24 protein-coding genes are annotated in these 25,488 nt (G+C 71.6%); 8 read left to right on the forward strand and 16 right to left on the reverse strand.

The genetic code is table 11. The features are described from left to right. From AB0I52_RS26645 to AB0I52_RS26675, 7 genes are all read right to left on the reverse strand, one after another. Window positions 1-2,137, reverse strand: a 2,137-nt coding sequence (locus AB0I52_RS26645) for a phosphoketolase family protein (RefSeq protein ID WP_363076692.1), incomplete at its 3' end; no start/stop codon positions are given. Window positions 2,138-2,183: 46 nt separating this feature from the next. After that, window positions 2,184-3,596 carry an NADP-dependent succinic semialdehyde dehydrogenase gene (locus tag AB0I52_RS26650; RefSeq protein ID WP_363076694.1) on the reverse strand — a complete coding sequence of 471 codons (1,413 nt, stop codon included), beginning with the start codon at window positions 3,594-3,596 and terminating at the stop codon, window positions 2,184-2,186. Window positions 3,597-3,809: 213 nt separating this feature from the next. Then, window positions 3,810-4,325, reverse strand: coding sequence for an ATP-binding protein (locus AB0I52_RS26655; protein ID WP_363076696.1), 516 nt, complete (start codon window positions 4,323-4,325; stop codon window positions 3,810-3,812). Between the two features lie 199 nt (window positions 4,326-4,524). Continuing rightward, window positions 4,525-6,624 (reverse strand): xanthine dehydrogenase family protein molybdopterin-binding subunit, encoded by a 2,100-nt coding sequence (locus tag AB0I52_RS26660; RefSeq protein ID WP_363076698.1) that lies wholly within the window; start codon window positions 6,622-6,624, stop codon window positions 4,525-4,527. Window positions 6,625-6,643: 19 nt separating this feature from the next. After that, window positions 6,644-7,630 carry a xanthine dehydrogenase family protein subunit M gene (locus tag AB0I52_RS26665; RefSeq protein ID WP_363076700.1) on the reverse strand — a complete coding sequence of 329 codons (987 nt, stop codon included), beginning with the start codon at window positions 7,628-7,630 and terminating at the stop codon, window positions 6,644-6,646. After that, complete coding sequence (locus tag AB0I52_RS26670) at window positions 7,627-8,193, reverse strand: 2Fe-2S iron-sulfur cluster-binding protein (RefSeq protein ID WP_363076702.1); 567 nt, start codon at window positions 8,191-8,193, stop codon at window positions 7,627-7,629. Before AB0I52_RS26670 ends, AB0I52_RS26665 begins: the two co-directional genes overlap by 4 nt. A 118-nt stretch (window positions 8,194-8,311) precedes the next feature. Beyond that, window positions 8,312-8,701, reverse strand: a complete 390-nt coding sequence (locus AB0I52_RS26675; RefSeq protein WP_363076704.1) for a hypothetical protein — start codon at window positions 8,699-8,701, stop codon at window positions 8,312-8,314. 198 nt (window positions 8,702-8,899) lie between these two features. On the opposite strand from AB0I52_RS26675, the gene AB0I52_RS26680 reads away from it, so the two are divergent. The 3 genes from AB0I52_RS26680 to AB0I52_RS26690 all read left to right on the forward strand — a co-directional run bounded on the left by AB0I52_RS26680 (window position 8,900) and on the right by AB0I52_RS26690 (window position 10,829). Beyond that, entirely contained in the window at window positions 8,900-9,232 is a 333-nt protein-coding gene (locus AB0I52_RS26680; protein ID WP_363076706.1) for a DUF6479 family protein, read from the forward strand. 200 nt (window positions 9,233-9,432) lie between these two features. Continuing rightward, window positions 9,433-10,260: a VOC family protein gene (locus tag AB0I52_RS26685; protein WP_363076708.1), complete on the forward strand. Its 828-nt coding sequence runs from the start codon at window positions 9,433-9,435 to the stop codon at window positions 10,258-10,260. Window positions 10,261-10,439: 179 nt separating this feature from the next. Next, complete coding sequence (locus tag AB0I52_RS26690; RefSeq protein WP_363076710.1) at window positions 10,440-10,829, forward strand: VOC family protein; 390 nt, start codon at window positions 10,440-10,442, stop codon at window positions 10,827-10,829. A gap of 75 nt (window positions 10,830-10,904) precedes the next feature. Here the strand turns inward: AB0I52_RS26690 and AB0I52_RS26695 are convergent, their stop codons facing one another. Together AB0I52_RS26695 and AB0I52_RS26700 are read right to left on the reverse strand one after the other, a co-directional pair. Beyond that, the gene (locus AB0I52_RS26695) at window positions 10,905-11,405 is read right to left on the reverse strand and encodes a GNAT family N-acetyltransferase (protein WP_363076712.1); all 501 of its coding nucleotides are present in this window, start codon (window positions 11,403-11,405) and stop codon (window positions 10,905-10,907) included. 58 nt (window positions 11,406-11,463) lie between these two features. Then, window positions 11,464-11,868 carry a DUF1992 domain-containing protein gene (locus AB0I52_RS26700; protein WP_363076714.1) on the reverse strand — a complete coding sequence of 135 codons (405 nt, stop codon included), beginning with the start codon at window positions 11,866-11,868 and terminating at the stop codon, window positions 11,464-11,466. 84 nt (window positions 11,869-11,952) lie between these two features. Here AB0I52_RS26700 and AB0I52_RS26705 point away from each other — a divergent pair, with 84 nt between their 5' ends. Continuing rightward, window positions 11,953-12,135, forward strand: a complete 183-nt coding sequence (locus AB0I52_RS26705) for a hypothetical protein (RefSeq protein ID WP_363076716.1) — start codon at window positions 11,953-11,955, stop codon at window positions 12,133-12,135. Between the two features lie 18 nt (window positions 12,136-12,153). Here the strand turns inward: AB0I52_RS26705 and AB0I52_RS26710 are convergent, their stop codons facing one another. From AB0I52_RS26710 to AB0I52_RS26725, 4 genes are all read right to left on the reverse strand, one after another. Next, window positions 12,154-13,089: a hypothetical protein gene (locus AB0I52_RS26710; protein WP_363076718.1), complete on the reverse strand. Its 936-nt coding sequence runs from the start codon at window positions 13,087-13,089 to the stop codon at window positions 12,154-12,156. 148 nt (window positions 13,090-13,237) lie between these two features. Beyond that, window positions 13,238-14,035, reverse strand: a complete 798-nt coding sequence (locus AB0I52_RS26715; protein ID WP_363076720.1) for a tyrosine-protein phosphatase — start codon at window positions 14,033-14,035, stop codon at window positions 13,238-13,240. A gap of 189 nt (window positions 14,036-14,224) precedes the next feature. Continuing rightward, on the reverse strand, window positions 14,225-14,479 hold the full coding sequence (locus tag AB0I52_RS26720) for an SHOCT domain-containing protein (RefSeq protein WP_363076722.1): 255 nt from the start codon (window positions 14,477-14,479) through the stop codon (window positions 14,225-14,227). A gap of 54 nt (window positions 14,480-14,533) precedes the next feature. Next, a complete protein-coding gene (locus AB0I52_RS26725) occupies window positions 14,534-14,947 on the reverse strand; it encodes a DUF6325 family protein (protein WP_363076820.1) in 414 nt (137 codons plus the stop codon). Window positions 14,948-15,183: 236 nt separating this feature from the next. Between AB0I52_RS26725 and mutA the strand changes: the two genes are divergently transcribed. The 4 genes from mutA to rho all read left to right on the forward strand — a co-directional run bounded on the left by mutA (window position 15,184) and on the right by rho (window position 21,758). Beyond that, a complete protein-coding gene (gene mutA / locus AB0I52_RS26730; protein ID WP_363076724.1) occupies window positions 15,184-17,043 on the forward strand; it encodes a methylmalonyl-CoA mutase small subunit in 1,860 nt (619 codons plus the stop codon). Further along, on the forward strand, window positions 17,043-19,244 hold the full coding sequence (scpA, locus tag AB0I52_RS26735) for a methylmalonyl-CoA mutase (protein WP_363076726.1): 2,202 nt from the start codon (window positions 17,043-17,045) through the stop codon (window positions 19,242-19,244). Before mutA ends, scpA begins: the two co-directional genes overlap by 1 nt. Before the next feature lie 12 nt (window positions 19,245-19,256). Further along, the gene (gene meaB, locus AB0I52_RS26740; protein WP_363076728.1) at window positions 19,257-20,255 is read left to right on the forward strand and encodes a methylmalonyl Co-A mutase-associated GTPase MeaB; all 999 of its coding nucleotides are present in this window, start codon (window positions 19,257-19,259) and stop codon (window positions 20,253-20,255) included. Between the two features lie 345 nt (window positions 20,256-20,600). Next, window positions 20,601-21,758: a transcription termination factor Rho gene (gene rho, locus AB0I52_RS26745; RefSeq protein WP_363076730.1), complete on the forward strand. Its 1,158-nt coding sequence runs from the start codon at window positions 20,601-20,603 to the stop codon at window positions 21,756-21,758. A 92-nt stretch (window positions 21,759-21,850) separates the two neighbouring features. On the opposite strand, the gene AB0I52_RS26750 is transcribed toward rho, so the two are convergent. The 3 genes from AB0I52_RS26750 to ctaD form a co-directional block, all read right to left on the reverse strand. Beyond that, window positions 21,851-23,212: an NAD(P)/FAD-dependent oxidoreductase gene (locus AB0I52_RS26750; RefSeq protein ID WP_363076732.1), complete on the reverse strand. Its 1,362-nt coding sequence runs from the start codon at window positions 23,210-23,212 to the stop codon at window positions 21,851-21,853. Between the two features lie 130 nt (window positions 23,213-23,342). After that, complete coding sequence (locus AB0I52_RS26755; RefSeq protein ID WP_363076734.1) at window positions 23,343-23,687, reverse strand: hypothetical protein; 345 nt, start codon at window positions 23,685-23,687, stop codon at window positions 23,343-23,345. Between the two features lie 29 nt (window positions 23,688-23,716). Then, window positions 23,717-25,444: a cytochrome c oxidase subunit I gene (ctaD, locus tag AB0I52_RS26760; protein ID WP_363076736.1), complete on the reverse strand. Its 1,728-nt coding sequence runs from the start codon at window positions 25,442-25,444 to the stop codon at window positions 23,717-23,719. Between the last annotated feature and the right edge of the window lie 44 nt (window positions 25,445-25,488).

The raw sequence follows: 25,488 nt of genomic DNA on the forward strand, positions 1-25,488 counted from the left end.
CGGTGCGGCGATAGGCCAGCCGGTGGATCAGCCAGGGATAGCCGTGGTACGCGAAGATCACCGGCTTGTCGCGGGTGAAGAGGGCGTCGTACTCGGAGTCCGGCATCCCGTGCGGATGCTCGCCGTGCGGCATCAGCCGGGCCATGTCGACGACGTTCACCACCCGCACCGCCAGCTCGGGCAGGTGGCGCCGGAGCAGACCGGCGGCGGCCAGGATCTCCAGGGTGGGTACGTCCCCGGCACAGGCGAGCACCACATCGGGCTCGCGGCTGCCGTCCTCGGTGCCCGCCCACTCCCAGACCCCGGCGCCCCGTGCGCAGTGCGCACGGGCCTGGTCGAGGGTGAGCCAGTCGAAGCTCGGCTGCTTGCCGGCCACGATCACGTTGACGTAGTCGCGGCTGCGCAGCGCGTGGTCGGCCACCGACAGCAGGGTGTTCGTGTCCGGCGGCAGGTAGACGCGGACGACCTCGGGGCTCTTGTTGAGGATGTGGTCGACGAAGCCCGGGTCCTGGTGCGAGAAGCCGTTGTGGTCCTGGCGCCAGACGTGCGAGGTGAGGAGGTAGTTGAGCGAGGCGATGGGGCGGCGCCACGGCAGCCGGCGCGAGGTCCGCAGCCACTTGATGTGCTGGTTGACCATCGAGTCGACGATGTGCGCGAACGCCTCGTAGCAGGAGAAGAGTCCGTGCCGGCCGGTGAGCAGATACCCCTCCAGCCAGCCCTGGCACAGGTGCTCGGAGAGGACCTCCATGACGCGGCCGTCGCGGGCGAGGTGCTCGTCGGTGGGCAGTGTCCCGGCCTGCCACGCCTTTCCGGTGGCCTCGTAGAGGGCGTCGAGCCGGTTCGAGGCCGTCTCGTCGGGGCCGACGACCCGGAAGTCCCTGCGGTCCGCGGTGGCCGCCATGACGGCCTCCAGCAGTCCGCCCAGGACCCGGGTCGGTTCGTGCAGGACAGTGCCGGGCCGGTCCACCCGGACCCCGTGCCCGTCGAGCGGCGGAACGGGCAGGTCACGCACGAGCAGCCCGCCGTTGGCGTACGGCGAGGAGCCGAGCCGGGCCGTGCCCCCGGGCACACAGGCCAGGACCTGGGCGGATGGGCGCCCTTCGGCGTCGAAGAGTTCCTCGGGCCGGTAGGAGCGCAGCCACGCCTCCAGCTGACGCAGGTGGGCCGGGTTGTCGCGGACCCCGGGCAGCGGGACCTGGTGGGCGCGCCAGGTGCCCTCCACGGGCACCCCGTCGACCTCGGCGGGGCCGGTCCACCCCTTCGGGGTACGGAGCACGATCATGGGCCAGTGCGGGCGTGCGGTGTCGCCGCCGGTCCGGGCGGCCGCCTGGAGCTCCCCGATGCGGTCGACGGCCCGGTCCATCGCGGCGGCCATCGCCCGGTGCACGGTGAGGGGGTCGTCGCCCTCCACGTACAGCGGGTCGTGTCCGTAGCCGCGCAGCAGGGCGTCGAGCTCGCCTTCGGGGAGGCGCGCGAGCACCGTCGGGTTGGCGATCTTGTAGCCGTTGAGGTGGAGGACCGGCAGGACGGCTCCGTCGTGGACCGGATCGAGGAACTTGTTGGCGTGCCAGGAGCCGGCGAGCGGTCCGGTCTCCGCCTCGCCGTCGCCGATGACGCAGGTGACGAGCAGGTCCGGGTGGTCGAGGGCGGCGCCGTAGGCGTGGGCGAGGGAGTAGCCGAGTTCGCCGCCCTCGTGGATGGAGCCGGGGGTCTCGGGCGCGACGTGGCTGGGCACGCCGCCGGGGAAGGAGAACTGCTTGAACAGCGCCCCCATGCCCGCCGCGTCCCTGCTGACGTCGGGGTACGTCTCCGAGTAGCTCCCCTCCAGCCAGGAGTTGGCGAGCACCGCCGGACCGCCGTGACCTGGGCCCCAGACGCACAGGGCGGTAATACCGCGTGCGGCGATGACGCGGTTGAGGTGGGTGTACACGAGGTTGAGCCCCGGCGAGGTGCCCCAGTGGCCGAGCAGCCTGGGCTTGATGTGCTCGGGGGCGAGCGGCCGGGTCAGCAGCGGGTTGGCCATCAGGTAGATCTGGCCGACGGCCAGATAGTTGGCCGCCCGCCAGTGGGCGTCGAGCGCGGAGATCTCTTCGTCGGACGGACCGGCCGTCGGCACGGTCGGTGGGGCGTCGCTCATGGTCACCTCTCAGCGTGCGGAACAGTGCCGGTGGCCCGGGGTGCGGTCACTGCGGCTCGGACCCGTACCAGACGGTCGTGGCGTTGCAGAACTCACGGATGCCGTGCCCGGCGAGCTCACGCCCGTATCCGGAGCGCTTCACCCCGCCGAACGGCAGCGCGGGGTGCGAGGCCGTCATTCCGTTGAAGAAGACCCCGCCCGCCTCCAGGTCGCGGACGCAGCGCCGGCTCTCCTCGGCGTCGCGGGTCCACACGTTGGAGCTGAGCCCGAAGGGGGTGTCGTTGGCGAGCTCCACCGCCTCGTCGAGGCTGTTCACCCGGTAGAGCGAGGCGACGGGGCCGAAGGTCTCCTCGTGGTGGATCCGCATCGCGGGTGTGATGCCGGTGAGGACGGTCGGGGCGTAGAACCAGCCGTGCTCCAGCCCCCCGGCCAGCCCCTCGGGCCGGCCGCCGCCGCACAGTGCGCCCGCGCCCTGCCGCACGGCGTCGTCGACGAGTTCCTCCAGGTCGGTGCGGCCCTGCTCGCTGGCGAGCGGGCCGACGTCGGTGGACTCCTCCAGCGGGTCGCCGACGGTCAGATCGCGCATGCCCACGGTGAAGCGCTCGGCGAACTCCTCGTAGACCTCGGTGTGCACGATGAACCGCTTGGCGGCGATGCAGGACTGTCCGTTGTTCTGGACCCGGGCGGTGACGGCGATGCGGGCGGCCCTGGCGACGTCGGCCGAGGGCAGGACGAGATACGGGTCGCTGCCGCCCAGCTCCAGGACGGTCCGCTTCACCTCGTCGCCCGCGACGGCCGCGACCGCGCGGCCGGCCGGTTCGCTGCCGGTCAGGGTGGCCGCGGCGACCCGGCGGTCGCGCAGGATCGCCTCGATCGCTCCGGAGCCCACCAGCAGGGTCTGGAAGCAGCCTTCCGGGAATCCGGCCCTGCGGAACAGATCGCCCAGGTAGAGCGCGGTCTGGGGCACGTTGGACGCGTGCTTCAGCAGTCCTGTGTTGCCGGCCATCAGGGCGGGGGCGGCGAACCGTACGACCTGCCAGAGCGGGAAGTTCCACGGCATGACGGCGAGCACGGTGCCCAGCGGGCGGTAGTGGACGTAGGCGCGGGAGGCGCCGGAGTCCTCGACGTCGGCGGGCGCGGGGTGCTCGTCGGCGAGGAGTCCCTCGGCGTGGGAGGCGTACCAGCGCATGGCCTTCGCGCATTTCGCGGCCTCCGCGCGGGCCGCCTTGACCGGCTTGCCCATCTCCAGGGTCATGGTGCGGGCGATGTCCCGCTGGTCCTCGTCGAGGAGGTCGGCGGCCCGGTTCATCAGGCGGGACCGTTCGCCGAACCCGGTGGTGCGGTACGCCCGGAAGGCGGTGTCCGCCGCGGCGAGCCGCCGCTCGATCTCGTCCGCTCCCAGGGCGTCGAACGTCCTGAGGGTCTCGCCGTTCGCGGGGTTGACCGTCGCGATGGGCATGACTGTGGCCTCCTTGCCTCGGTATTCCGACCGTGCCGCGCCGCGCGCGGTGGCGCAACGCGGGCCCCGGCGCACGTGTACCCGGCCGGCGCGGACCATGCGTGCGGTACGCATGCGATCCACGCCGGCCGGGAGGGCTGCGGGGCACTGCGGTACGGGGTGCGGGGCGGCAGCCGGACGGCTGCACGGCGCCGCTCCGTGCAGCAGCGCGTCTCAGACGAGGGCGGGGGCAGGGGCGGGGGCGCCGGTCCGGGCGGGCTCGGCCATGGGGAAGTCCGCGACCAGGGCGGGCGGACGGCGGAACTCGCGGACTCCGGGCAACGGCGGGAGCGGCACCAGCGCGATGTGCTGCGGCTCCTGCGCGTACCGGGTGAACCAGACCACCTTGCCCTCGGCGGTCCGGCAGGTGCCCCAGCTGTCGCTGAGGGCCATCACCCGGCTGAGGCCGCCGCCCTCGTGGAGCAGTCGCGGCATGTCGGCACCGTTGTCGGCGACGGAGACCGTGAGGTGCCGTCCTGACCAGCGGAGTTCGAGGACACAGGTGTTGTCGTCGCCGACGTGCCGCTGGACATTGGTCAGCAGCTCCTCCACAGCACGGCACACGGGCCGGATGTGAAGTTCGAGACTCCAGTGGCGCAGATGCGCGGCGATGATCCGCCGCAGCTGGGACACACGCTCTGTCGAAACCTGGAGTTCGACCAGATAGTGCCGGTCGAGTGGAACGGTCATCGTCGAGGCTCCTCACATCGAGGCCCACATGCTTCGCCCCGTTGAACGAACGACCCCCGAATGCAAAGAGTGAGCAGATGTCACTTCTGGGTCACTCCATAGGGTGACCCGGTAGAGCCGGTTGCGCAACACAACCGGCCCCGCACCCCCGGTGACCGGCGCATTTTGCCGGCGGGGACGCCGGTGGGCGCCCCCGCCCTCAGGGAAGGTGCGGCAGCAGCCGGTCCGGCGTGAGTGGCAGGGTGCGCAGCCGGGCACCGGTGGCATGCCGGACGGCGTTGCCGATCGCCGCAGCCGCGCCGACGATGCCGATCTCACCGATGCCCTTGCTGCCCATCGGGTTGAGGTGGGGATCCTCCTCGTCGATCCAGTGCGCCTCGATGCCGACCGCGTCCGCGCAGGCCGGCACGTGGTAGGAGGCGAGGTCACTTTCGGTGAAGTCCCCGAAGACGGGGTCCATGGTGCTGCCCTCGGTCAGCGCCATGCCGAGCCCCATGGTCATCCCGCCGATGAACTGGGAGCGTGCGGTACGGGAGTTGAGGATGTGTCCGGCGGCGAAGACCCCGAGCATCCGGCGCACCCGGACCTCGCCGGTGCGGCTGTCGACGGCGACCTCGGCGAACTGCGCCCCGAAGGCGTGCCGGGCGTACGGGGACTCGGCGGCCGTCTCCCTCCCGGTGTCGGCGGTGACCGTCACGCCCTCGTCGGGCAGCGGTCCGGTGCGCTCGCCGAGCTGCCGCACGAGTCCGGTCGCCGCCTTGTGCACCGACCAGCCCCAGGAGGCCGTGCCGGAGGAGCCCCCGGCCAGCGGGGCGTCCGGCAGTTCGCTGTTGCCGATGTCGACCGTCACGTTCTCCACCGGGGTCGCCAGCACGCTCGCGGCGATCTGGGCGAGGACGGTACGGGCGCCGGTACCGATGTCGGTGGCGTTGACCGCGATGCGGTAGGAGCCGTCGGCGGCGGCGTGGGCCGAGGCGTGGGAGGCGCTGATGTAGACGGGGTACGTGGCGGAGGCGACGCCCGTACCGAGCAGCAGCGCCCCTTCCCTGCGGATCGCGGGGCGGGGATCGCGGTCGTGCCAGCCGAAGCGGGCGGCACCCTCCCGCAGACAGGCGGCCAGACCGCGGCTGCTGAAGGGTTTCCCGGAGTCGGGCTCGTCGGCCGGGTCGTTGCGCAGGCGCAGTTCGACGGGGTCGATGCCGAGGGCCGCGGCGAGTTCGTCGAGGGCCGATTCGAGCGCGTACATGCCGGGGGCCTCGCCCGGGGCCCGCATCCACGACGGGCTCGGGACGTCGAGGGCGGTGACCCGGTGGACGGTCCGGCTGTGCGCGGAGCCGTACATCACCCGGGCCGGTACGGCGGCCTGCTCCACGAACTCCTTGACGGTGGAGGTGTGGGAGATGATCTCGTGGGCGACCGAGGTGAGGGTTCCGTCGGCCTCGGCGCCGAGACGGACGCGCTGGACGGTGGGTGCGCGGTGACCGACGACCGCGGCCATGTGGCGCCGGGGCATGGCGAGTTCGACGGGGTGGCCGGTGTGGAGCGCGGCCATGGAGGCGAGCACGGCCTGGGGGCGCGGGGTGCCCTTGCTGCCGAAGCCGCCGCCCACGTGCTCCGAGACGACGGTGACCTGGTCCGGCTGCAGCCCGAACACGGTGGCGAGACTGTCGCGCACGTTGGTGGCGCCCTGGCCGGTGTCGTACACGGTGAGATGCCCGTCCGGCGACCAGTGGGCGGTCGAGGCGTGCGGCTCCATGGGGTGGTTGTGCAGGGCGCCGAGGGTGTACGTGACGTCGATCCGTACGGGCGCGGCGGTGAAGGCCCGGTCGAAGTCGCCGCGTTCGCGTACGGCCGGGTAGCCGCCGTTGGCGGTCTGCGGGGTGTACAGACCGGGGTGGTCCTCGGTCAGGAGTACGTCGTGCGGGGCGGTCTCGTAGGTGATGCGCAGTGCCTCGGCACCCGCCCGCGCGCCTTCGAAGGTGTCGGCCACGACGAGGGCGATCTGCCAGCCGCGGTGCGGCACGCGGTCGTTCTGGAGGACGGCGAGGATCGGGTCGTCCGGTTCCTCGGTCCGCGGCGCGTTCTCGTGGGTGAGGACGGCGCGGACGCCGGGGAGCGCCATCGCACCCGCGGTGCTGATCGCGGTGACCCGGCCGCGCGGGACGGTGGCGGGCACGGGCCAGGCGTACAGGCAGCCGGGCAGGTTGCGTTCGGCGGAGTAGCGCGCGGCGCCGGTCACCTTGTCCCGGCCCTCGCGGCGGACGACGGGAGCGCCCAGGGGCTGGGGGGTGTGGCTCATGGTGGGAGTCCTCGGCTCTTCAGGGGCGGGCGGCGAGTTCGGCCAGGGCGTCGACGGCCAGCCGGCGGGCCAGGGTGACCTTGAACGCGTTGTCGCGCAGGGGGCGGGCCGCGGCGAGTTCGGCGTCCACCGCTGATTCGTACGTCTCGCCGGTGGCGGGTGCGCCGCGGAGGATCTCCTCGGCGGCGCGGGCCCGCCAGGGGCGGTGGGCGAGGCCGCCGAACGCGAGGGCCGCGTGCTCGATCCGGCCGCCGCGGACGCACAGGACCGCGGCGACGGAGGCCAGCGCGAAGGCGAACGACGCGCGGTCGCGGGCCTTGCGGTAGAGGGAGGCCGTGCCGTCGGGAAGCGGCGGCAGGAGTACCTCGGTGATGAGTTCGTCCGGCCGGATCACGGTGTCGGTGTCCGGGCTGTCCCCGGGCAGCCGGTGGAAGCCGGTGAGGGGCACGGCGCGTTCGCCGTCCGGTCCGTGCAGCAGGACCGTGGCGTCGAGGGCGGCCAGGGCGACCGCCATGTCCGAGGGGTGAGTGGCGACGCATGCGGCGGAGTGGCCGAGGACGGCGAGATCGCGGTGGGCGCCCTCGCGGGCCGGGCAGCCGCTGCCGGGCTCGCGTTTGTTGCAGGGCTTGGACGTGTCCTGGAAGTACGGGCAGCGGGTGCGCTGGAGGAGGTTGCCGCCGGTGGTGGCGGTGTTGCGCAGTTGCCCGGAGGCACCGGCCAGCAGCGCCCGGGAGAGGGCGGGATAGCGGGTGCGTACGGCGTGATGAGCGGCCAGGTCGCTGTTGCGTACCGCCGCGCCGATGCGCAGTCCGCCGTCGTCGGTGTCCGTCACCCGGTCCAGCGGGAGACGGCTGACGTCGATGAGCAGGCCGGGGGTCTCCACCCCCAGCTTCATCAGGTCGACGAGGTTGGTGCCGCCGCCGAGGAACCGGGCTCCGGGGTTGGCCGCGCTCTCCCGGACCGCTTCGGCGACGGATCCGGCGCGCAGATAGCCGAAGGGTTTCACGGCGCCACGTCCCCGATCGCCTCGACGATGCGGGGGTACGCGCCGCAGCGGCACAGATTGCCGCTCATCCGCTCGCGGATCTCGGCGGCGTCCAGGGGTGCCGGGGCGGTGACGGGTGCGGTGTGCCCGGTGGCGTGGGAGGGGAAACCGTCGGCGGCCTCGCCCAGCACCCCGACGGCTGAACAGATCTGACCTGGCGTGCAGTAGCCGCACTGGAGCGCGTCACGGTCCAGGAAGGCCTCCTGGAGGGGGTGCAGCCGGTCGCCGTCGGCCAGGCCCTCGACCGTGGTGATGCGGGAGCCGTCGTACGCGACGGCCAGGAGCAGACAGCTGTTCGCCCGCCGGCCGTCCACCAGAACGGTGCAGGCACCGCACTGGCCGTGGTCGCAGCCCTTCTTCGCACCGGTCAGGGCCAGGTGCAGGCGCAGCGTGTCCAGGACCGTGGTGCGGTGGTCGAGCGTCAGGGTCCGCTCGGTTCCGTTGACGTTCAGGGTCAGGGTGGAACGGCCGGCGGTCGCCCGTGGGTCTCCCCCGCCGTCCTCCCGCTGGGTGGTGGGATCCACGTGCCGGGGCCTTTCACTCAGGGTCACTTCACACTGGGTCGCTTTGCCTGTTTCTACCAGATATGCGCCAGGGGTTCGGTGCCCTCGCCCGGGACGGACGCGGCGCGTCGGGGGCGGCCTACTTACTCGCCAGCCGCAGCCGCACTTCCTCCTCCTGGTCCCCGGACACGGTGCCCACGACCCGTACCGCGAAGGCTCCCGCCAGGCTGTGCCTGAGCCGTTCGACCGCCCAGTAACCGCCCTGGGCATCGACCGTGACAGGCGCACCGAGTTCCACCGACCCCGACACCACCCGCTCCTCGGCCACGTCGACGGTCGCGACCCAGGCGGTGGGCTGCTTGCCGGTGACGTCCTGCGGCACATCGACCGAGGCCCGGTCGGTGGTGAAGGCGGCCCGCAGCACGTCGAAAACCGTGCCCGCGTCACCCCTCGCGCACCCGCTGAGAACGACCGACACCTGCCCGCCCTGCTTGTTCTCCTCCGTCTGCGTTTCCCGTGTGCTGTTCACCGCGGTTCCTTCCTGAGGGATACCTCCAGGCTCTCCCCGCGGCCGGGTGTCTGCGACATGAGCGGTCCCGCCGCCGCGCGAATGCGGGCCGCGGCAGGTCCCGTACCGATCGAAACGCTTTTTACCCTCGTATCCACTTAAAACATGAATTCGACCTTATTACCGAGTGACGGCCGGGTCCCGGGGTATCCCGCATGCATGGACGTATCGCATGGAGCCCTGAATTCCCTGGCCCTCACCCTCGCGGACGGACGGGGCGCGGCCGGGGTGGTTCTGGGCGTTGTCGGAGTGATCCTGGTGGCTCTGCTGATCGGTGCCGTGTGGCTGGGCAAGCGACGGCGCGCCCAGGAACCGCCCCCGCCACGGCCCGAGGAGCAGCCGGTGGCGCCGGACCACCGCACCCACGTCGAGGAGCGCGACGTCCACGCCGACGACAGCTTCCCGGCCGACGGCCGCGGGCTCTCCCCCTACGAGCTCGGTGAGCACGCGGACGAGACCGCCCGCCCCGAGAACGACGAGAAGCGCGACTGAGCGGTGCGGGGCGGGAGCGGAGCTGCGAGGTTCCGGGGTCCGGGCCGGCCGGGTTCCGGGCTGTCCGGGGCCGTGCGGGGGCGGGTGCGCGACGGGCGGCGCCGCCGCGTGTTGCGGGAGCGGCCGCCCCCGGTGAGGCTGGTGGGGGCCCGCCGGCCACCGGCGCACACCGCCGCACACCCCATGAAGGCAGTAGGACCATGACCGCAAGCACCTCTGGTTCGGCATCCGCGACCGCGCCTCTGACCGGGCCCGCGGCGCCCTGCTGGGTCAATCTCATGACCCGGGACCTGGAGTCGGCACAGGAGTTCTACGGCCCGGTGATGGGCTGGACCTTCCGGCCGGGCAGGCTCGGCCAGGAGTTCTCGGTCGCCCGCCGGGGCGGTGTACCCGTCGCGGGTATCGGGGCTGTGGCGACCACGTTCCGGGTCGCGGTGGCGTGGACGCCCTACTTCGCCGTCCAGGACGCCGACGCGACCGCCTCCCGGATCCGTGAGCGCAGCGGCACGGTGGCGGTGGGGCCGCTGGCCCTGGGCAAGGGGCGCGGCGCGCTGGCCGCCGACCGCGAGGGCGCGGGGTTCGGCATCTGGGAGCGGACCGAACCCGCGACCTCGCCGCCCGCGCCTGACGGCCATTCGCACGCCTGGCTGCGGCTGCACACCAGGAACGCCTTCGACTCCGCGATCTTCTACGGCGAGGTGCTGGACTGGGCGAGCGGGCGGCCCGGCTCCTGCGAGGTGTCGTACGCGAAGGACGAGGTGATCGTCACCTACCGCGGCCGTCAGCTGGCCCGGATCAGCTCGGGCGCGGTCGAGGCGGCCCCCGACCCGCTGGTCCGGCCGCACTGGCAGGTCAACTTCCCCGTCCCGGATGTGGCCGCCGCCGTCGCATCGGCGCGGGAGCACGGCGGTTCGCTCGTCGAGGAGGTGTCGCGGCGCGGCGCACGGGAGGCGACGCTGCTCGACCCGGACGGCGGACTCTTCACCCTCACGGACGCCCACAACCCCACCACGACCGACCCGGCCTGACGGACGGGGCGTCGGCCTCCGTCGCGGTCCCGGACGCGATCACAGCCGCTGGGCGTCACCGGAGAGCCTCGACGATCGGGAGGCGTGCGCCTAGGCTGACGGGTACGGCATCGCGCGCCGGTCACCGGCCGGGTGAGGCGTGGAGGTGCCCGTGAGATGCCCGTTGGAGGCATTCCACAGTGTCAGTCGAGTTGAATCACACCATCATTCACTCCCGGGACAACCGGGAATCCGCAGAGTTCCTGGCCGGCGTCCTGGGGCTGGAGACGGGTGCGGAGTGGGGCCCGTTCATCCCGGTCACCACGGCCAACGGGGTCACCCTGGATTTCGCGACCGTCCCCGCCGAGTCCATCACACTCCAGCACTACGCCTTCCTCGTCTCGGAGGCGGAGTTCGATCGGGCGTACGCCCGTATCAAGGAGCTCGGGGCCACGTACTACGCCGATCCGCACCGTAAGCACCCGGGCGAGATCAACCACAACGACGGCGGCCGTGGCGTCTACTTCATCGACCCCGCCGGTCATGCGATGGAGATCATCACACGTCCGTACGGGGGCTACGAGTCCTGACGTCGGGCGCCGTTCCAGGGGCCCGGCCGGATCCGCCGCACGCGGGTGGCGCCGGGCCCTTCCCGTTCCCCGTCCTCAGCCGACCGGGAGCACCGGGAGCAGCAGTTCGGGCCGGTCCCACATCACCGCGGGCGGAGCGGCTCGCTCGGTCCCGGTCCGCACGGCTCCCACGCTCCGGTAGAAGCCCTCGGCCGGCGGGTGCGAGATGATGCGCACGCCCGTGAGTCCGGCTTTCCGCGCCTCGTCCAGCAGGTGTCCGACGAGCAGCCGCCCGATGCCGGCGCCCTGCGCGTCGTCGGCGACGAACATCAGGTCGAGCTCAGGCGGATCCAGAACGAGGGAGTAGAAGCCGAGCAGCCGCCCGGTGGCCTCCTCCACGGCCGCGAAGACCCGGTGCGTCTCGACGTAGTCGGGACCCACCCGGTATCCGTCGACCATCGGGGCGTACGGGCCCTGATAGGCCCGCGAGGCCTGGACCAGCCGGGTCAGCCGCTTCGCGTCCCGGGCGGCGGCCCGCCTGATCCGTACGCCTTCGCCGGGCGCCGGGCGCCCCCGCCGCGTAACGCTCGATCTCATGCGTCGAGTATTACGCATCCGGGGGCCCGGGACGGCGGGCGATCCGCCGGCGGGCGGCTCAGGAGGAGTCGCGAGCCGCGCGCCACTCCCCGGTCAGGGCGTCGATGTCGAACGGCTTGAGGTTGAGGCGCGGTCCCGGTGGCGGCCGCCTGACGGCCTCGGCGATCTTCTCGTTCACCTCGGTCAGCATCCGCCGCACCTCGGCCTCCGTCCGGACCTCGGACAGGGCCGCGATGACGTCCTCCGCCTCCTTGCGCAGGGCCAGTGCCGGCGGGAGCACCGACATGCCCTCGCGCTGCATCTTCGCCTTGATCCACCACGTCTCGTCGTACGGGCGGTCGAGGCCGTCGAGTGGCTTGCCGAACCCCGGCAGCCGGGAGAAGTCACCACGCTGTTCGGATTCGCGGATCTGTTTGTCGACCCAGGACTCGAAGCTGATGCCCGCGGGTTTGCGTTCGGTCACCGTGACGTCCCTCTCGGAGAACTCGTGATTCGCCCCCTTCACGATACCGAGGCCCGGCAGGCGGGTCCGCTCCGGGAGAGGCCGATGACGCGTGTGCGCGCCTCTCGTCCGGCGGGCAACTCGCCCCGCTCGGGCATGAATCGGCGCGGGTACACCAGCGGCACGTCCGGACCGGCCCTCGTCCGGTACACGGACCGAAAGGGTCAGGAACCGCGGATCGCCCTGCGGCAGTACCGCGATCTCACCGAACGGCTGCTGAACGTCTGAGACCCGGACGTGCCCGGGTCAGTGCTTGTGCTCGTCGGGGGCCGGGGAGTGCGACCGGCCCGCGTCCGGCCCGGCCTGCGTCCCAGCCTCGACCGTGAACGCGGCGGTGTGCACCTTGCCGCCGTGCCGGAAGTCCAGGAACAGCCGGTAGGTGCCGGCGCTGGGCGCCGCCGCCGCGAAGGAGACAGCCGGGCCAGGACCGCCATCGGCGGGATGTACATGGAGGTAGGCGAGGTCGCCGGAGCGCAGGGCGACGAGATGCCCGTACGCGCCGAGATGGGGCTGGAGGTCGGTGACAGGCCTGCCGTTCCTGCTGACGGTGAGCCTGAGATCGCTTTCCCGGCCGGCCTTCAGACCGCCGTCGAGGTCCACCCGGTAGCCGTCGGTCACGGCGGTGGCGCGCGCGGCGGGCAGGGCCTTCGGCCGGTAGTCGCCGGAGACCGCGAGGTCGGCTCCGAGGACGAGGTTGCGGGCGCCTTCGGCCGCCGGGGTGAAATCGGCGAAGGCCCGGTAGTCGCCGGCGGCCGGCAGGTCGACCGGGGCGGACCAGGTGCCGTCGGCCGCGCGGACGGGGTGCAGATGCCGGTACGTGCCGAGGTCGCGCGAGGCCAGGACGAGGTGCAGTTCCTTGCCGTGTTCGCGCTGATAGGCGGTGACCTTGCGACCGGTGGCGTCCTCCACGACGGCGAACCGTATCCCGGTGCGGGCTCCGGCACCGACCACAGGCGTCTGCAGCTCCAGCGTGTAGCCCCCGTCGGAGGCGTCGAGCCCGCCCGCCGGGCCTGCCGCCGCCCCGGCGGCGCCCTCCGGCTCCGTACCGTGCCCGCCGTGCTCCGGCGCGGGTCGCGCTTCGGCGGCCACCAGCGGGTCGACGCCGTTGCCGACTCCGTAGGCGACGCCGAAGGTCGCGGCGAGCGCGGCGGCGTAGGCGGTGATCTTCAATCCGTTGTTCATGGCGCTCTCCTCCGGGAAACGGCCGCTTCGAATGCATCCAACATACCCCCTAGGGGTATCTAGTCAACCCGGAGGCGGACAGGGAACGGAACGCGGTCACCGGAAGGCGGGGAGCGGGGAGCGGAAGGGGGCGGCAGCGGGACCGCAGCTAGGCGGGGGCCACGAGTCCGGTGCGCAGCCGCCGCAGGGCCGCTTCGGGGATGCGCAGCCCGTCGCGCACATAGCCGTCGAGCCCTCCCCACCGCTCGTCCATGGCGTCCAGCGCCGTGTCGAGGTAGCGGGGGCGGACCTCGATGATCGCGGACGCGATCTCCGGGTCGCCGCCGGCGTCGAGAAAGTTCTGTACGTACGGCCGGAAGGCGACCCGCACCACCGGGTTCACCGCGAGGTACTCGATCCTCACCACGTCCCGCGAGGCGCCCAGCAGAAGCAGCAGCAGGGCCGCCGCCCAGCCCGTGCGGTCCTTGCCCGCGGTGCAGTGGAAGAGCACCGGGCACGCCGCCCCGTCGGCGACCGTGTCGACGAAGGCCCGGTACGCGGCTCCCGCGCGCGGCGAGAGCACCATCTGCCGGTACGTCTCCGCGAACATCTCCTCGGCCTTTCCGTCGCCGAGGAGCCGCTCCGCCTCGACCGTGTCGGCGAGCAGGGCCCGCAGCCGGGCGGGCGCCACGCCCGGGTTGTCCCCGAGCACATCGGCGACGAACAGCCGGGCCCCGGGCGGCAGCCGGTCGGGGGCCGACGCGCGCTCGTCCGCGGTCCGCAGATCGACGACCGTGCGGATTCCGAGCGCCGCCACCGCGGCGTCGTCCGCCGGCTCCAGCCCGCTGAGCTGGCCGGAGCGCATCACCCGGCCAGGCCGGACCTGACGGCCGCGTTCGAGGGCGATGCCGCCCAGGTCACGCAGATTGAGTACGGAGACTGCCGGGACGGCCCTGACGGTTTGCACGATGAACTTCCTCTTTTCCCGACACGTATCCGAATTGATTTCGGCTTGGCCGGATCAAAAGCCGCATGAGGTCGGGATTCCGCACGGATGTCGCATCCGGCGCCCCGGCCCGGCGATGGGTCAATCCGACGCACACACCCGTGACCGGCGGCGGGGAACGCGTGCACCGGTTCCGCCGGGGCCGCCGCGTCATTCCGCCAGAAGTCTGTTCTTCTGCGCCACGAACTCGGCGTCCGTGAGGATGCCCTGCTTCTTCAGCGCGCCCAGCCGCTCCAGCTGACCGATCAGATCATCCGGAGACGGCTCGGCCGGCTGCCCCGCGTCCCGCTCGTCGTTCTTCGCCTGTTGGCGCTGCTGGACCCGGCCGCCGACCGCCGAGGCGGTGCCCGCGACGACGGCCGTGCGCGCCGCCACGCCGAGCAGGCCGGGCCCGCGGCGGTTCATTCCGGCTCCTCGAAAAATCGGCATGTCGTACGCCCTTCCGGTGCGGGTGCGGCTTCAGCGGGCGGAACCGGCGGCGGACACGGCCGCCTCCGCCACCTCGGCGGGGATCCGCTCATGTGCGACGAGCTGTCCGCCCGACGCGCGGACGGCCTCGGTGAGCGGTACCGCCCAGAGGTCCTCCCACACGATCAGCGCCGCGGAGCTCCCCGGCGGCACGCTCTCGCCCAGCTGCCGGATGTCGTCCTCGTTCAGCATCCCGGTGACCTCACCCTCGACCGGCTCGAACGAGACGAGGTCGTCGGGGTCGAGCTCGTCCAGCTCGACGGTCTCGATCGTGCCGTCGTCGGCCCGGTACACAAAGGTCAGGTCGATGATGCGCACCGCCTTCGACGCGACCGCGTCGGCCAGCGCCGGGGCGATCGCACCGGTGAACCGGCTGCCGGGGAAGGCGACGACGAGGTACTCCACAGGTCCCACTGCCACGGGGTGTCCTCTCCGGAAGGATGGATTGCCAGCAGCATAACTTCGGTCATTTCGCGCCGCACTGCGGCAAATCGCCCGCCGACGCCTGCGGTCGAAACGCCGGGCGAATCACCGTCCAGGGGGTTACTCGACAGTACGTAAAGGATCAAGCGCGTTCGGAGAGGGCAAGGTCACAGCCGGCGCCTCTGCTGCCCGTCTGAGACCTGCCCTAACATCTGGGCATGACGGTCCTGCCTGCTGACGGGCTTTCGTTGGCCGCCGAATTCCCTGACCCCGCCCATGAGCAGTGGCAGAGCCTCGTCGAGGGTGTGCTGCGCAAGTCGGGCAAGGACGTTTCGGGTTCGGCCGCCGAGGAAGCGCTGTCCACCACGGTGGAGGACGGGCTCATCACCCGCCCCCTCTACACCTCGCGCGACGACGCGCCCGAAACCGGCCTCCCGGGCTTCGCCCCCTTCACCCGCGGCAGCAAGCCCGAGGGAAGCACGGCGGGCGGCTGGGGCGTTCGACAGCGTCACGGCACACCGGATCCCGCCCGGCTCAACGAGGCCGTGCTCACGGATCTGGAGAACGGTGTCACCTCGTTGTGGCTGACCGTGGGGGACGCCGGCGGTGGCGTTCCGGTCTCCGGTCTCGCACGGGCACTGGACGGCGTCCATCTCGACCTGGCTCCGGTCGTGCTCGACGCGGGGGACGAACTCGACGCCGCGGCGACGGAGTTGCTGCGCCTGTACGCGGAGCGGGGCCTGTCACCGCAGTCGGCGCGCGGCAGCCTCGGCGCGGACCCGCTGGGGCAGGCGGCCCGCAGCGGCGCCGCACCGGACCTGGCGGCCGCGGTCCACTGGGCGCAGCGCTGCGCCCGCGAGTACCCCGGGCTGCGGGCACTGACCGTGGACGCCATGCCGTACCACGAGGCCGGCGGCTCGGCCGCCCAGGAGCTGGGCGCTTCGCTGGCCACCGGGGTCGCCTACCTGCGGGCGCTGGCCGAGGCGGGGCTCGGTGTCGAGGAGGCCTGCGCGCAGCTGGAGTTCCGGTACGCGGCCACCGCCGACCAGTTCCTGACGATCGCCAAACTGCGGGCGGCGCGCCGGCTGTGGGCGCGGGTCGCCGAGGTCTGCGGCGCCGCGGAGGCGGGGGCGCAGCGTCAGCACGCCGTGACGTCGCCGGTGATGATGACGCGGCGCGACCCGTGGGTGAACATGCTCCGGACCACGCTGGCCTGTCTGGGCGCGGGCGTCGGCGGGGCCGATGCGGTGACCGTGCTGCCGTTCGATCACGCGCTGGGCCTGCCGGACGCGTTCGCACGGCGCATCGCCCGTAACACGTCAACGATCCTGGTGGAGGAGTCGCATCTGGCCCGGGTCATCGACCCGGCCGGCGGCTCCTGGTACGTGGAGCGGCTCACCGACGAACTCGCGGACGCCGCTTGGGCGTTCTTCCAGGAGATCGAGCGGGCGGGGGGTCAGGCGGCCGCGCTGGACTCCGGAATGCTCGCGGAGCGGCTGGCGGCCACCTGGACGGCGCGGAAGAAGAACCTGGCGCGGCGCAAGGAGCCGATCACCGGTGTGAGCGAGTTCCCACAGCTCGCCGAGCGTGCGGTGGAGCGCGAGGCCGTGCCGTCGGCCGTGGCGCCGGGCGGTCTGCCGGTGGTCCGCCGCGACGAGGCGTTCGAGGCGCTGCGTGCCCGCTCGGACGCCCATCTGGCGGCGACCGGCCGCCGGCCGCGGGTGTTCCTGGCCGCGCTCGGCCCCGCCGCCACGCACACCGCTCGGGCCTCGTTCGCCGCGAACCTCTTCCAGGCGGGCGGTATCGAGCCGGTGCACGAACCGGTGGAGGTGGACGCCTCGTCGGCGGGCGCGGCATTCGCGGCCGCCGGGACGGACGTGGCGTGCCTGTGCTCCAGTGACGCGCTCTACGCGGAGCAGGCCGGCGAGGTGGCCGGGGCGCTCGTGTCGGCGGGTGCGCGGCGGGTGTACCTGGCGGGGCGTCCGGGCGATTACGCCGGTGTCGACGAGTACGTCTTCGCCGGCTGCGATGTGGTGGCCGTGCTCTCCTCCGTTCTCGACCGTATGGGTGTGGCGTAATGCGGATCCCCGACTTCTCCGACATCGAGCTCGGGCCGGGCAGCGGCGCCGAGGTGACCGAGGACCAGTGGCGTACGGCGGTGAAGGAGTCCTCCGGGAGCTCCGCCGGCGACCTGCTGTGGGAGACCCCGGAAGGCATCGCGGTCAAGCCGCTGTACAGCGGCCAGGACCTGGAGGGTCTCGACTTCCTCGGTACGTACCCGGGCATCGCGCCGTATCTGCGCGGCCCCTACCCGACGATGTACGTCAACCAGCCCTGGACGATCCGGCAGTACGCGGGGTTCTCCACCGCCGAGGAGTCCAACGCCTTCTACCGCCGCAACCTCGCGGCCGGGCAGAAGGGGCTGTCCGTCGCCTTCGACCTGCCGACCCACCGGGGCTACGACAGCGACCACCCGCGGGTGACCGGCGACGTCGGCATGGCGGGGGTGGCGATCGACTCGATCTACGACATGCGTCAGCTGTTCGAGGGCATCCCGCTGGACAGGATGTCGGTGTCGATGACGATGAACGGCGCGGTGCTCCCCGTGCTCGCGCTGTACATCGTGGCCGCCGAGGAGCAGGGCGTGCCGCCCGAGAAGCTGGCCGGGACCATTCAGAACGACATTCTGAAGGAGTTCATGGTCCGAAACACCTACATCTATCCGCCGAAGCCCTCGATGCGGATCATCTCCGACATCTTCGCGTTCACCTCGCAGCGGATGCCGCGCTACAACTCGATCTCCATCTCCGGCTACCACATCCAGGAGGCCGGGGCCACGGCCGATCTGGAGCTCGCGTACACCCTGGCCGACGGGGTCGAGTACCTGCGGGCCGGGCGGGACACCGGGCTGGATGTGGACGCGTTCGCGCCCCGGCTGTCGTTCTTCTGGGCGATCGGCATGAACTTCTTCATGGAGATCGCGAAGCTGCGGGCGGCCCGGCTGCTGTGGGCCAAGCTGGTCCGGGAGTTCGAGCCGAAGAATCCCAAGTCCCTTTCGCTGCGCACCCATTCGCAGACATCGGGCTGGTCGCTGACCGCACAGGACGTCTTCAACAACGTCACCAGGACCTGTGTGGAGGCGATGGCCGCCACCCAGGGGCACACCCAGTCGCTGCACACGAACGCGCTCGACGAGGCACTCGCCCTGCCCACCGACTTCTCCGCGCGCATCGCACGTAACACCCAGCTGCTGCTCCAGCAGGAGTCCGGCACCGGCCGGGTCATCGACCCGTGGGGCGGCAGCGCGTACGTGGAGAAGCTGACGTACGACCTGGCGCGGCGGGCCTGGCAGCACATCGAGGAGGTCGAGGCGGCGGGCGGCATGGCCAAGGCCATCGACGCCGGCATCCCGAAGCTGCGCATCGAGGAGGCCGCGGCCCGCACCCAGGCGCGTATCGACTCCGGGCGCCAGCCGGTCATCGGCGTCAACAAGTACCGGGTCGAGACCGACGAGAAGATCGATGTGCTCAAGGTCGACAACTCCTCGGTGCGCACGCAGCAGATCGAGAAGCTGAGGCGGCTGCGCGAGGAGCGCGACGAGCGGGCCTGCCAGGACGCTCTGCGCGCGCTGACGGACGCGGCGGGCCGGGAGCCGGGCCCCGGGCTCGAAGGCAATCTGCTGGCGCTGGCCGTCGACGCGGCGCGGGCGATGGCCACCGTGGGCGAGATCTCGGACGCGCTGGAGAAGGTGTACGGCCGGCATTCCGGTCAGATCCGTACGATCTCCGGTGTGTACCGCAACGAGGCAGGGGAGTCGCCGTCCGTGGACCGCACCCGCGCACTGGTCGACGCGTTCGAGGAGGCGGAGGGGCGGCGCCCGCGCATCCTGGTCGCCAAGATGGGCCAGGACGGGCACGACCGCGGGCAGAAGGTGATCGCGACCGCCTTCGCCGACCTGGGCTTCGACGTCGATGTCGGCCCGCTGTTCCAGACGCCGGGCGAGGTCGCCCGGCAGGCGGTCGAGGCGGACGTGCACATCGTGGGCGTCTCGTCACTGGCCGCCGGCCATCTCACCCTGGTACCGGCGCTTCGCGAGGAGCTGGCGGCCGAGGGCCGGGAGGACATCATGATCGTGGTGGGCGGGGTGATTCCGCCGCAGGACATCGAGGCGCTGCACGAGGCGGGCGCGGCGGCGGTGTTCCCGCCCGGGACGGTGATCCCGGACGCGGCCCACGACCTGGTGACGCGGCTCGGTGCCTCACTCGGCCACGAGCTGTGAGCCGCTGAACCCATGGCCCCGAAGATCGATCTCAACAGCTATGCGAAGGGGGTACTCGACGGGAGGCGGGCGCACATCGCGCGCGCCATCACGCTCGTCGAGTCCACCCGGCCCGACCACCGGGCCCTGGCCCAGCAGCTGCTGCGCGAGCTCCTGCCGCACTCCGGAAGCGCCCGCCGCATCGGCATCAGCGGGGTGCCCGGGGTCGGCAAGTCGACGTTCATCGACGCCCTCGGCACGATGCTCACCGGGCTCGGGCACCGGGTCGCGGTGCTGGCCGTCGACCCGTCCTCCAGCCGTACCGGCGGGTCCATCCTGGGCGACAAGACCCGGATGGAGCGGCTCGCGGTGGACCCGGCGGCGTTCGTGCGCCCCTCCCCCACCGCCGGCACGCTGGGCGGGGTGGCGAAGGCGACCCGGGAGTCCATCGTGGTGATGGAGGCGGCGGGGTACGACGTGGTGCTGGTGGAGACGGTCGGGGTCGGCCAGTCGGAGACGGCGGTCGCCAATATGGTCGACACGTTTCTGCTGCTGACGCTGGCCCGTACCGGCGACCAGTTGCAGGGCATCAAGAAGGGCGTGCTGGAGCTCGCCGACGCCATCGCGGTCAACAAGGCCGACGGACCGCACGAACGCGACGCCCGCTCCGCCGCGCGCGAACTGGCGGGCGCACTGCGGCTGATGCACGCGGCGGACGCGGCCTGGACCCCACCGGTGCTGACGTGCAGTGCGCGCGAGGGAAGCGGCCTCGACACCTTGTGGGAGCGGCTGGAACAGCACCGGACGCTGCTCGAATCGACTGGCCGGCTGGCTGCCAAAAGACGCGATCAGCAGGTCGACTGGACCTGGACGATGGTGCGCGAGGAGCTGCTGGAGAGCCTGCGCAGCCATCCCGGGGTGCGAGCGCTCGCCCCGGAACTCGAACTGCGGGTACGGGAGGGCACCCTGCCGGCCACGCTGGCCGCCGAGCAGATCCTGGAGACGTTCCGGGGCCCGGGGCCGACGGTCTGACCACGGCTCCGGGGCCCGGGGTCCCGGAGCCCGCGACCGCCTCCCGCTCCCCCGCGTCGACGGGGTGATCCACACCACGGCTGCCGTCCGTACCCGGCAGCCGTGGTACATTGCCATTGGTACTTGTGTACGCCCAGAGATTCGGGCGCCGGTACCGGTTCATTTTTCATCACGCTGATGCGCCCGTTCATTGCGACCGGCGATCCAGCTTCACCGCATTGCTTTCCTCAGTCCGGTACGGGCTTTCCCACCGGGCTTTCCTGCCCGTCGTCCGGGGCGTGAGATCTCCGCCCCCGTATCTGCCGGGCCCCTTCATTCGCATGTCCGCGAAAGGACCACCCCCGCATGACCACCACACTCGAACACCCCGTCACCACCAAGCCCGTCACCACCAAGCCCGCGGCCTCCACGGCAGCGGCCGGTGTCCTCGACATCACCCACCAGGGGCACGGCACCCTGCGCCCGGCCGACGGGCACGCCACCCCCCGCGACGTCCAGGTCCCCGCCACGCTCATCCGCCGGCACGGCCTGCGCAAGGGCGACCTCGTCGAGGGGACCTGCGACCGGCCCCGCGCACTGAGCACCGTCGAGCGCGTCAACGGCCTTCCCCCCGGGGCCCTTCGGGCCCGTCCGCACTTCCGTGACCTCACCCCGCTCCACCCCCGGCAGCGGCTGCGCCTGGAAACACCCTCGGGCAGCCCCTCGACGCGCGTCGTCGATCTCGTCGCCCCGATCGGCAAGGGACAGCGCGGGCTCATCGTGGCCCCGCCCAGGACCGGCAAGACGGTCCTGCTCCAGCAGATCGCGGCATCGGTCGCCGAGAACCACCCCGAGTGCCACCTGATGGTGGTGCTGCTCGACGAGCGTCCCGAGGAGGTCACCGACATGCTGCGCTCGGTACGGGGCGAGGTCTACGCCTCGACCTTCGACCGCCCCGCCAAGGAGCACATCGCGCTGGCGGAGCTCGCGCTCGAACGCGCCAAGCGGCTGGTCGAGCAGGGCCGGGACGTCGTCATCCTGCTGGACTCCCTCACCCGGCTGTGCCGGGCCCACAACAACGCGGCCGCGGCCGGCGGCCGCACCCTCAGCGGCGGTGTCGACGCCGCGGCCCTGCTCGGACCCAAGCGCCTCTTCGGGGCCGCGCGGCTCACCGAGGAGGGCGGCTCCCTGACCATTCTGGCCACGGCGCTCGTGGACACCGGCTCCCGGGCCGACGAGTACTTCTTCGAGGAGCTGAAGGGGACCGGCAACATGGAACTGCGGCTCGACCGCACCCTGGCCGAGAAGCGGATCCACCCGGCCGTGAACATCTCGGGCTCCGGGACCCGCCGCGACGAACTCCTCGTGCCGGCCGACGAACTGACCGCCGTACGCGGCCTGCGGCGCGCCCTGCACTCCAGGGACACGCAGACCTCGCTCGAAACGCTGCTGGACCGGATCCGGCACACCCCGGACAACGCGGCCTTCCTCAAGCTGATCCGCAGTACCGTTCCGGCCGCCTGAGCGCCGGTCGGAGCTCTCCCGATGCAGCGGCACTGGCCAGCGGAGGGAGAGCGGCCACCTGACTCCGGCCGGGCCCCGCCGTTTGCCGCGGGTCACATCCGGGTGTTCAGCGAGGCTGTGTGCTCGCGGACCTGCTCAGGCGTGAGATAGCTGTCGGTGTACTCGAAGTCGCGCAGGGTGGCGGGCTTGCGGGACTGGAATCCGGTTCGGACGAAGTCGTCGCCCGCGGCCGCGTTGATCAGCCAGTTGGTCATGACCCTCGCCTTGGCCACGTTGGTCCGCAGTGCCGACCAGTGGTAGCCGCGGGCCACGGCCTGGGCGCCGATGCCGTGCATCTCGATGCCGAGCGGCTTGGAGACGGCATCCTTGCCACCGAGGTCCACGACGAGCCCGAGGTCCTTGTGGACGTACGGCCTGAGGGGCTGGTGACGGAGGGTGGCCAGGAGGTTGTCGGCGGCCCTGCGGCCCTGGCGCATGGCGTGCTGCGCGGTGGGCGGGCAGACCGCGCCGTCGCCCTTGGCCAGATCGGGTACGGCAGCCGCGTCACCGAGGGCGAACATGCCGTCGTGACCGGGCAGGCGCATGTCGGGAGTGACCGCCAGCCGGCCGCGTACCGTCTCTGCGTCGAAGGTGGCGACCAGCGGGCTGGCGGTGACGCCCGCGGTCCAGATCAGGGTCCGGCAGGGCAGCACCCGGCCGTCCGTGAAGGTCACCTCGTCGGGTCCCGCCTCGGCGATCGAGACGCCCAGGGACACCTCGATCCCGCGGTCGCGCAGCACCTTCAGCGCGCTCGCCCCGAGCTTGTCGCCCAGTTCGGGCATGAGCTTCGGGGCGATGTCGATCAGGTGCCACTTGATCAGCTTCGGGTCGAGCCGGGGGTAGTGCCGCACCGCGTTGGTGGTGAGCCGCTGCAGACAGGCCGCGGTCTCGGTGCCCGCGTACCCGCCGCCGACCACCACGAACTGCAGCCGCGAGGCCCGCTCCTCCTCGTCATGGCTGGCGTCCGCGAGATCGAGCTGCGCGATGACGTGATCGCGCACGAAGGCGGCCTCCGCCAGGGTCTTCATGCCCCGGGCGTTGTCGAGCAGTCCGGGGATGTCGAAGGTGCGGGTGACGCTGCCCGGACTGAGCACGATGTAGTCGTACGGCTCGTTGACGACCTCGTCGGTGATCTTGCGGATGACGCAGATCTTCGCCAGCGGGTCCACTCCGATGGCCCCGCCGGGAATGATCCTGGTGCGGTGCCGGCTGCTGCGGCGCAGTGACACCGCGACCGACTGCGGGCTGAGGACACCCGAGGCCACTTGAGGCAGCAGGGGCAGGTAGAGCTGGTACGAGAACGGCGCAACGAGCGCGATGTCCGCTTCACCCGGACGGAGCCGGCGTTCCAGACGGCGTACGCACTCGACCCCGGCGAAACCGGCTCCGACAACGAGAATCCTGGGTCGTGCCACAGTGTTCGTCCCTTCTCGGGGTCTGCACGGTCGTCCGTTCGCCTGCCCCGTCGCACGCGCCCGTCACCTCTCATCTTCACGAGACAGGGGCGACTTCGCCTGCTGGGGAGGCAGAACGGACCACCGGTGATCACCTGACGAGGTACGTCACCACGGCGCAGGCGCCGCCGGCCGTGCCCAGGCAGACCACGGCGGCGACGCAGCGCGCCCTGAGCGTGCGGTACCGCCGGCTGTACTCGCCGCGCAGTTCGGTGGCACGGGCGCAGACGCGGACCAGCATCACCCGCGAGGCCTCCGCCCGGTCAGCCACGTAGATCCGTTCCACGTCCTCGCGCTGGGCGGTGGTGAGCCAGGGCAGCTCGTCGGTGAAGCGACGGGCGGACCGTCGCGCCTCCTCGATCTCGGCGTTCCACAGCAGATAGCCCTCCATCTGGGCCAGCCCGCGGGCGCTGTCCTTGTCGGGGTCGGGCCCCATCCGGTCCTCCTCTGCGCCGGCCGCCCCGCTCACGCCCGCCTGTCCCCCGGGGCCGTCACCGAGCGGCCGCCGTGGCCGGCGGCCTCGTCGAGCTCACGCACGGACGGGTGGTGGAGGTCGAACGCCGGGGACTCGGAACGGATCCGCGGCAGCGTGACGAAGTTGTGCCGGGGCGGCGGGCAGGACGTAGCCCACTCCAGCGAGCGTCCGTAACCCCACGGGTCGTCGACCCCGACGTTCTCGCCGTACTTGGCCGTCTTCCACACGTTGTACAGGAACGGCAGCATCGACAGGCCGAGCAGGAACGAGGAGATGGTCGAGATCGTGTTCAGCGCGGTGAAGCCGTCCGTCGCGAGGTAGTCCGCGTAGCGGCGCGGCATGCCCTCGGCGCCCAGCCAGTGCTGCACCAGGAACGTGCCGTGGAAGCCCACGAACAGCGTCCAGAAGGTGATCTTGCCGAGCCGCTCGTCCAGCATCTTGCCGGTGAACTTCGGCCACCAGAAGTGGAATCCGGCGAACATCGCGAAGACCACGGTGCCGAAGACCACGTAGTGGAAGTGCGCCACGACGAAGTACGAGTCCGAGACGTGGAAGTCCATCGGCGGCGACGCCAGGAGCACCCCGGTCAGTCCGCCGAAGAGGAACGTCACGAGAAAGCCGATGGCCCAGAGCATCGGTGTCTCGAAGGACAGCGAGCCCTTCCACATCGTGCCGATCCAGTTGAAGAACTTCACCCCGGTCGGCACCGCGATGAGGAACGACATGAACGAGAAGAACGGCAGCAGCACAGCGCCGGTGACGAACATGTGGTGGGCCCACACGGTCACGGACAGCCCCGCGATGGCGATCGTCGCACCGACCAGACCGATGTAGCCGAAGACCGGCTTCCGGCTGAAGACCGGAATGATCTCGGTGACGATCCCGAAGAACGGGAGCGCGATGATGTAGACCTCCGGATGGCCGAAGAACCAGAAGAGGTGTTGCCAGAGCAGTGCGCCGCCGTTGGCCGCGTCGAAGACGTGCGCGCCGAACTTTCGGTCCGCCTCCAGCGCCAGGAGCGCACCGGCGAGGACCGGGAAGGCCAGCAGGACCAGGACAGCGGTCAGCAGGACGTTCCAGACGAAGATCGGCATGCGGAACATCGTCATGCCGGGTGCGCGCATGCAGACGATCGTGGTGATGAAGTTGACCGAACCGAGGATCGTGCCGAATCCGGAGAAGGCCAGACCCATGATCCACATGTCGGGGCCGATGCCCGGCGAGTGGACCGCGCTCGTCAGCGGGGAGTAGGCGAACCAGCCGAAGTCGGCCGCTCCGTCGGGGGTGAGGAAGGCGCCCACCGCGATGACCGAGCCGAAGAGGTAGAGCCAGTACGCGAACATGTTCAGCCGCGGGAACGCCACGTCGGGCGCGCCGATCTGCAGCGGCATGATCCAGTTGGTGAACCCGGCGAACAGCGGTGTCGCGAACATCAGCAGCATGATCGTGCCGTGCATCGTGAACGCCTGGTTGAACTGCTCGTGCGACATGATCTGGATGCCCGGACGGGCCAGCTCGGCGCGCATGAAGAGCGCGAGCAGACCGCCGATGAGGAAGAACGCGAACGAGGTGACCAGGTACATCGTGCCGATCGTCTTGTGGTCCGTGGTGGTCATCCACTTGATGACGACGTTTCCCGGCTCTCTGCTGTGTACCGGAAGCTCGTTGGCGTACGACTCGTCGTCCTCCGCCGTCCCTGTTGTGCCCGTCGTCGTCACTGGGACGCTCCTTCGGTTGTCTTCCGCGGGTGGACTGCACACCC

The sequence above is a fragment of the Streptomyces sp. NPDC050423 genome (genome assembly GCF_040655445.1).
GTDB lineage: Bacteria > Actinomycetota > Actinomycetes > Streptomycetales > Streptomycetaceae > Streptomyces.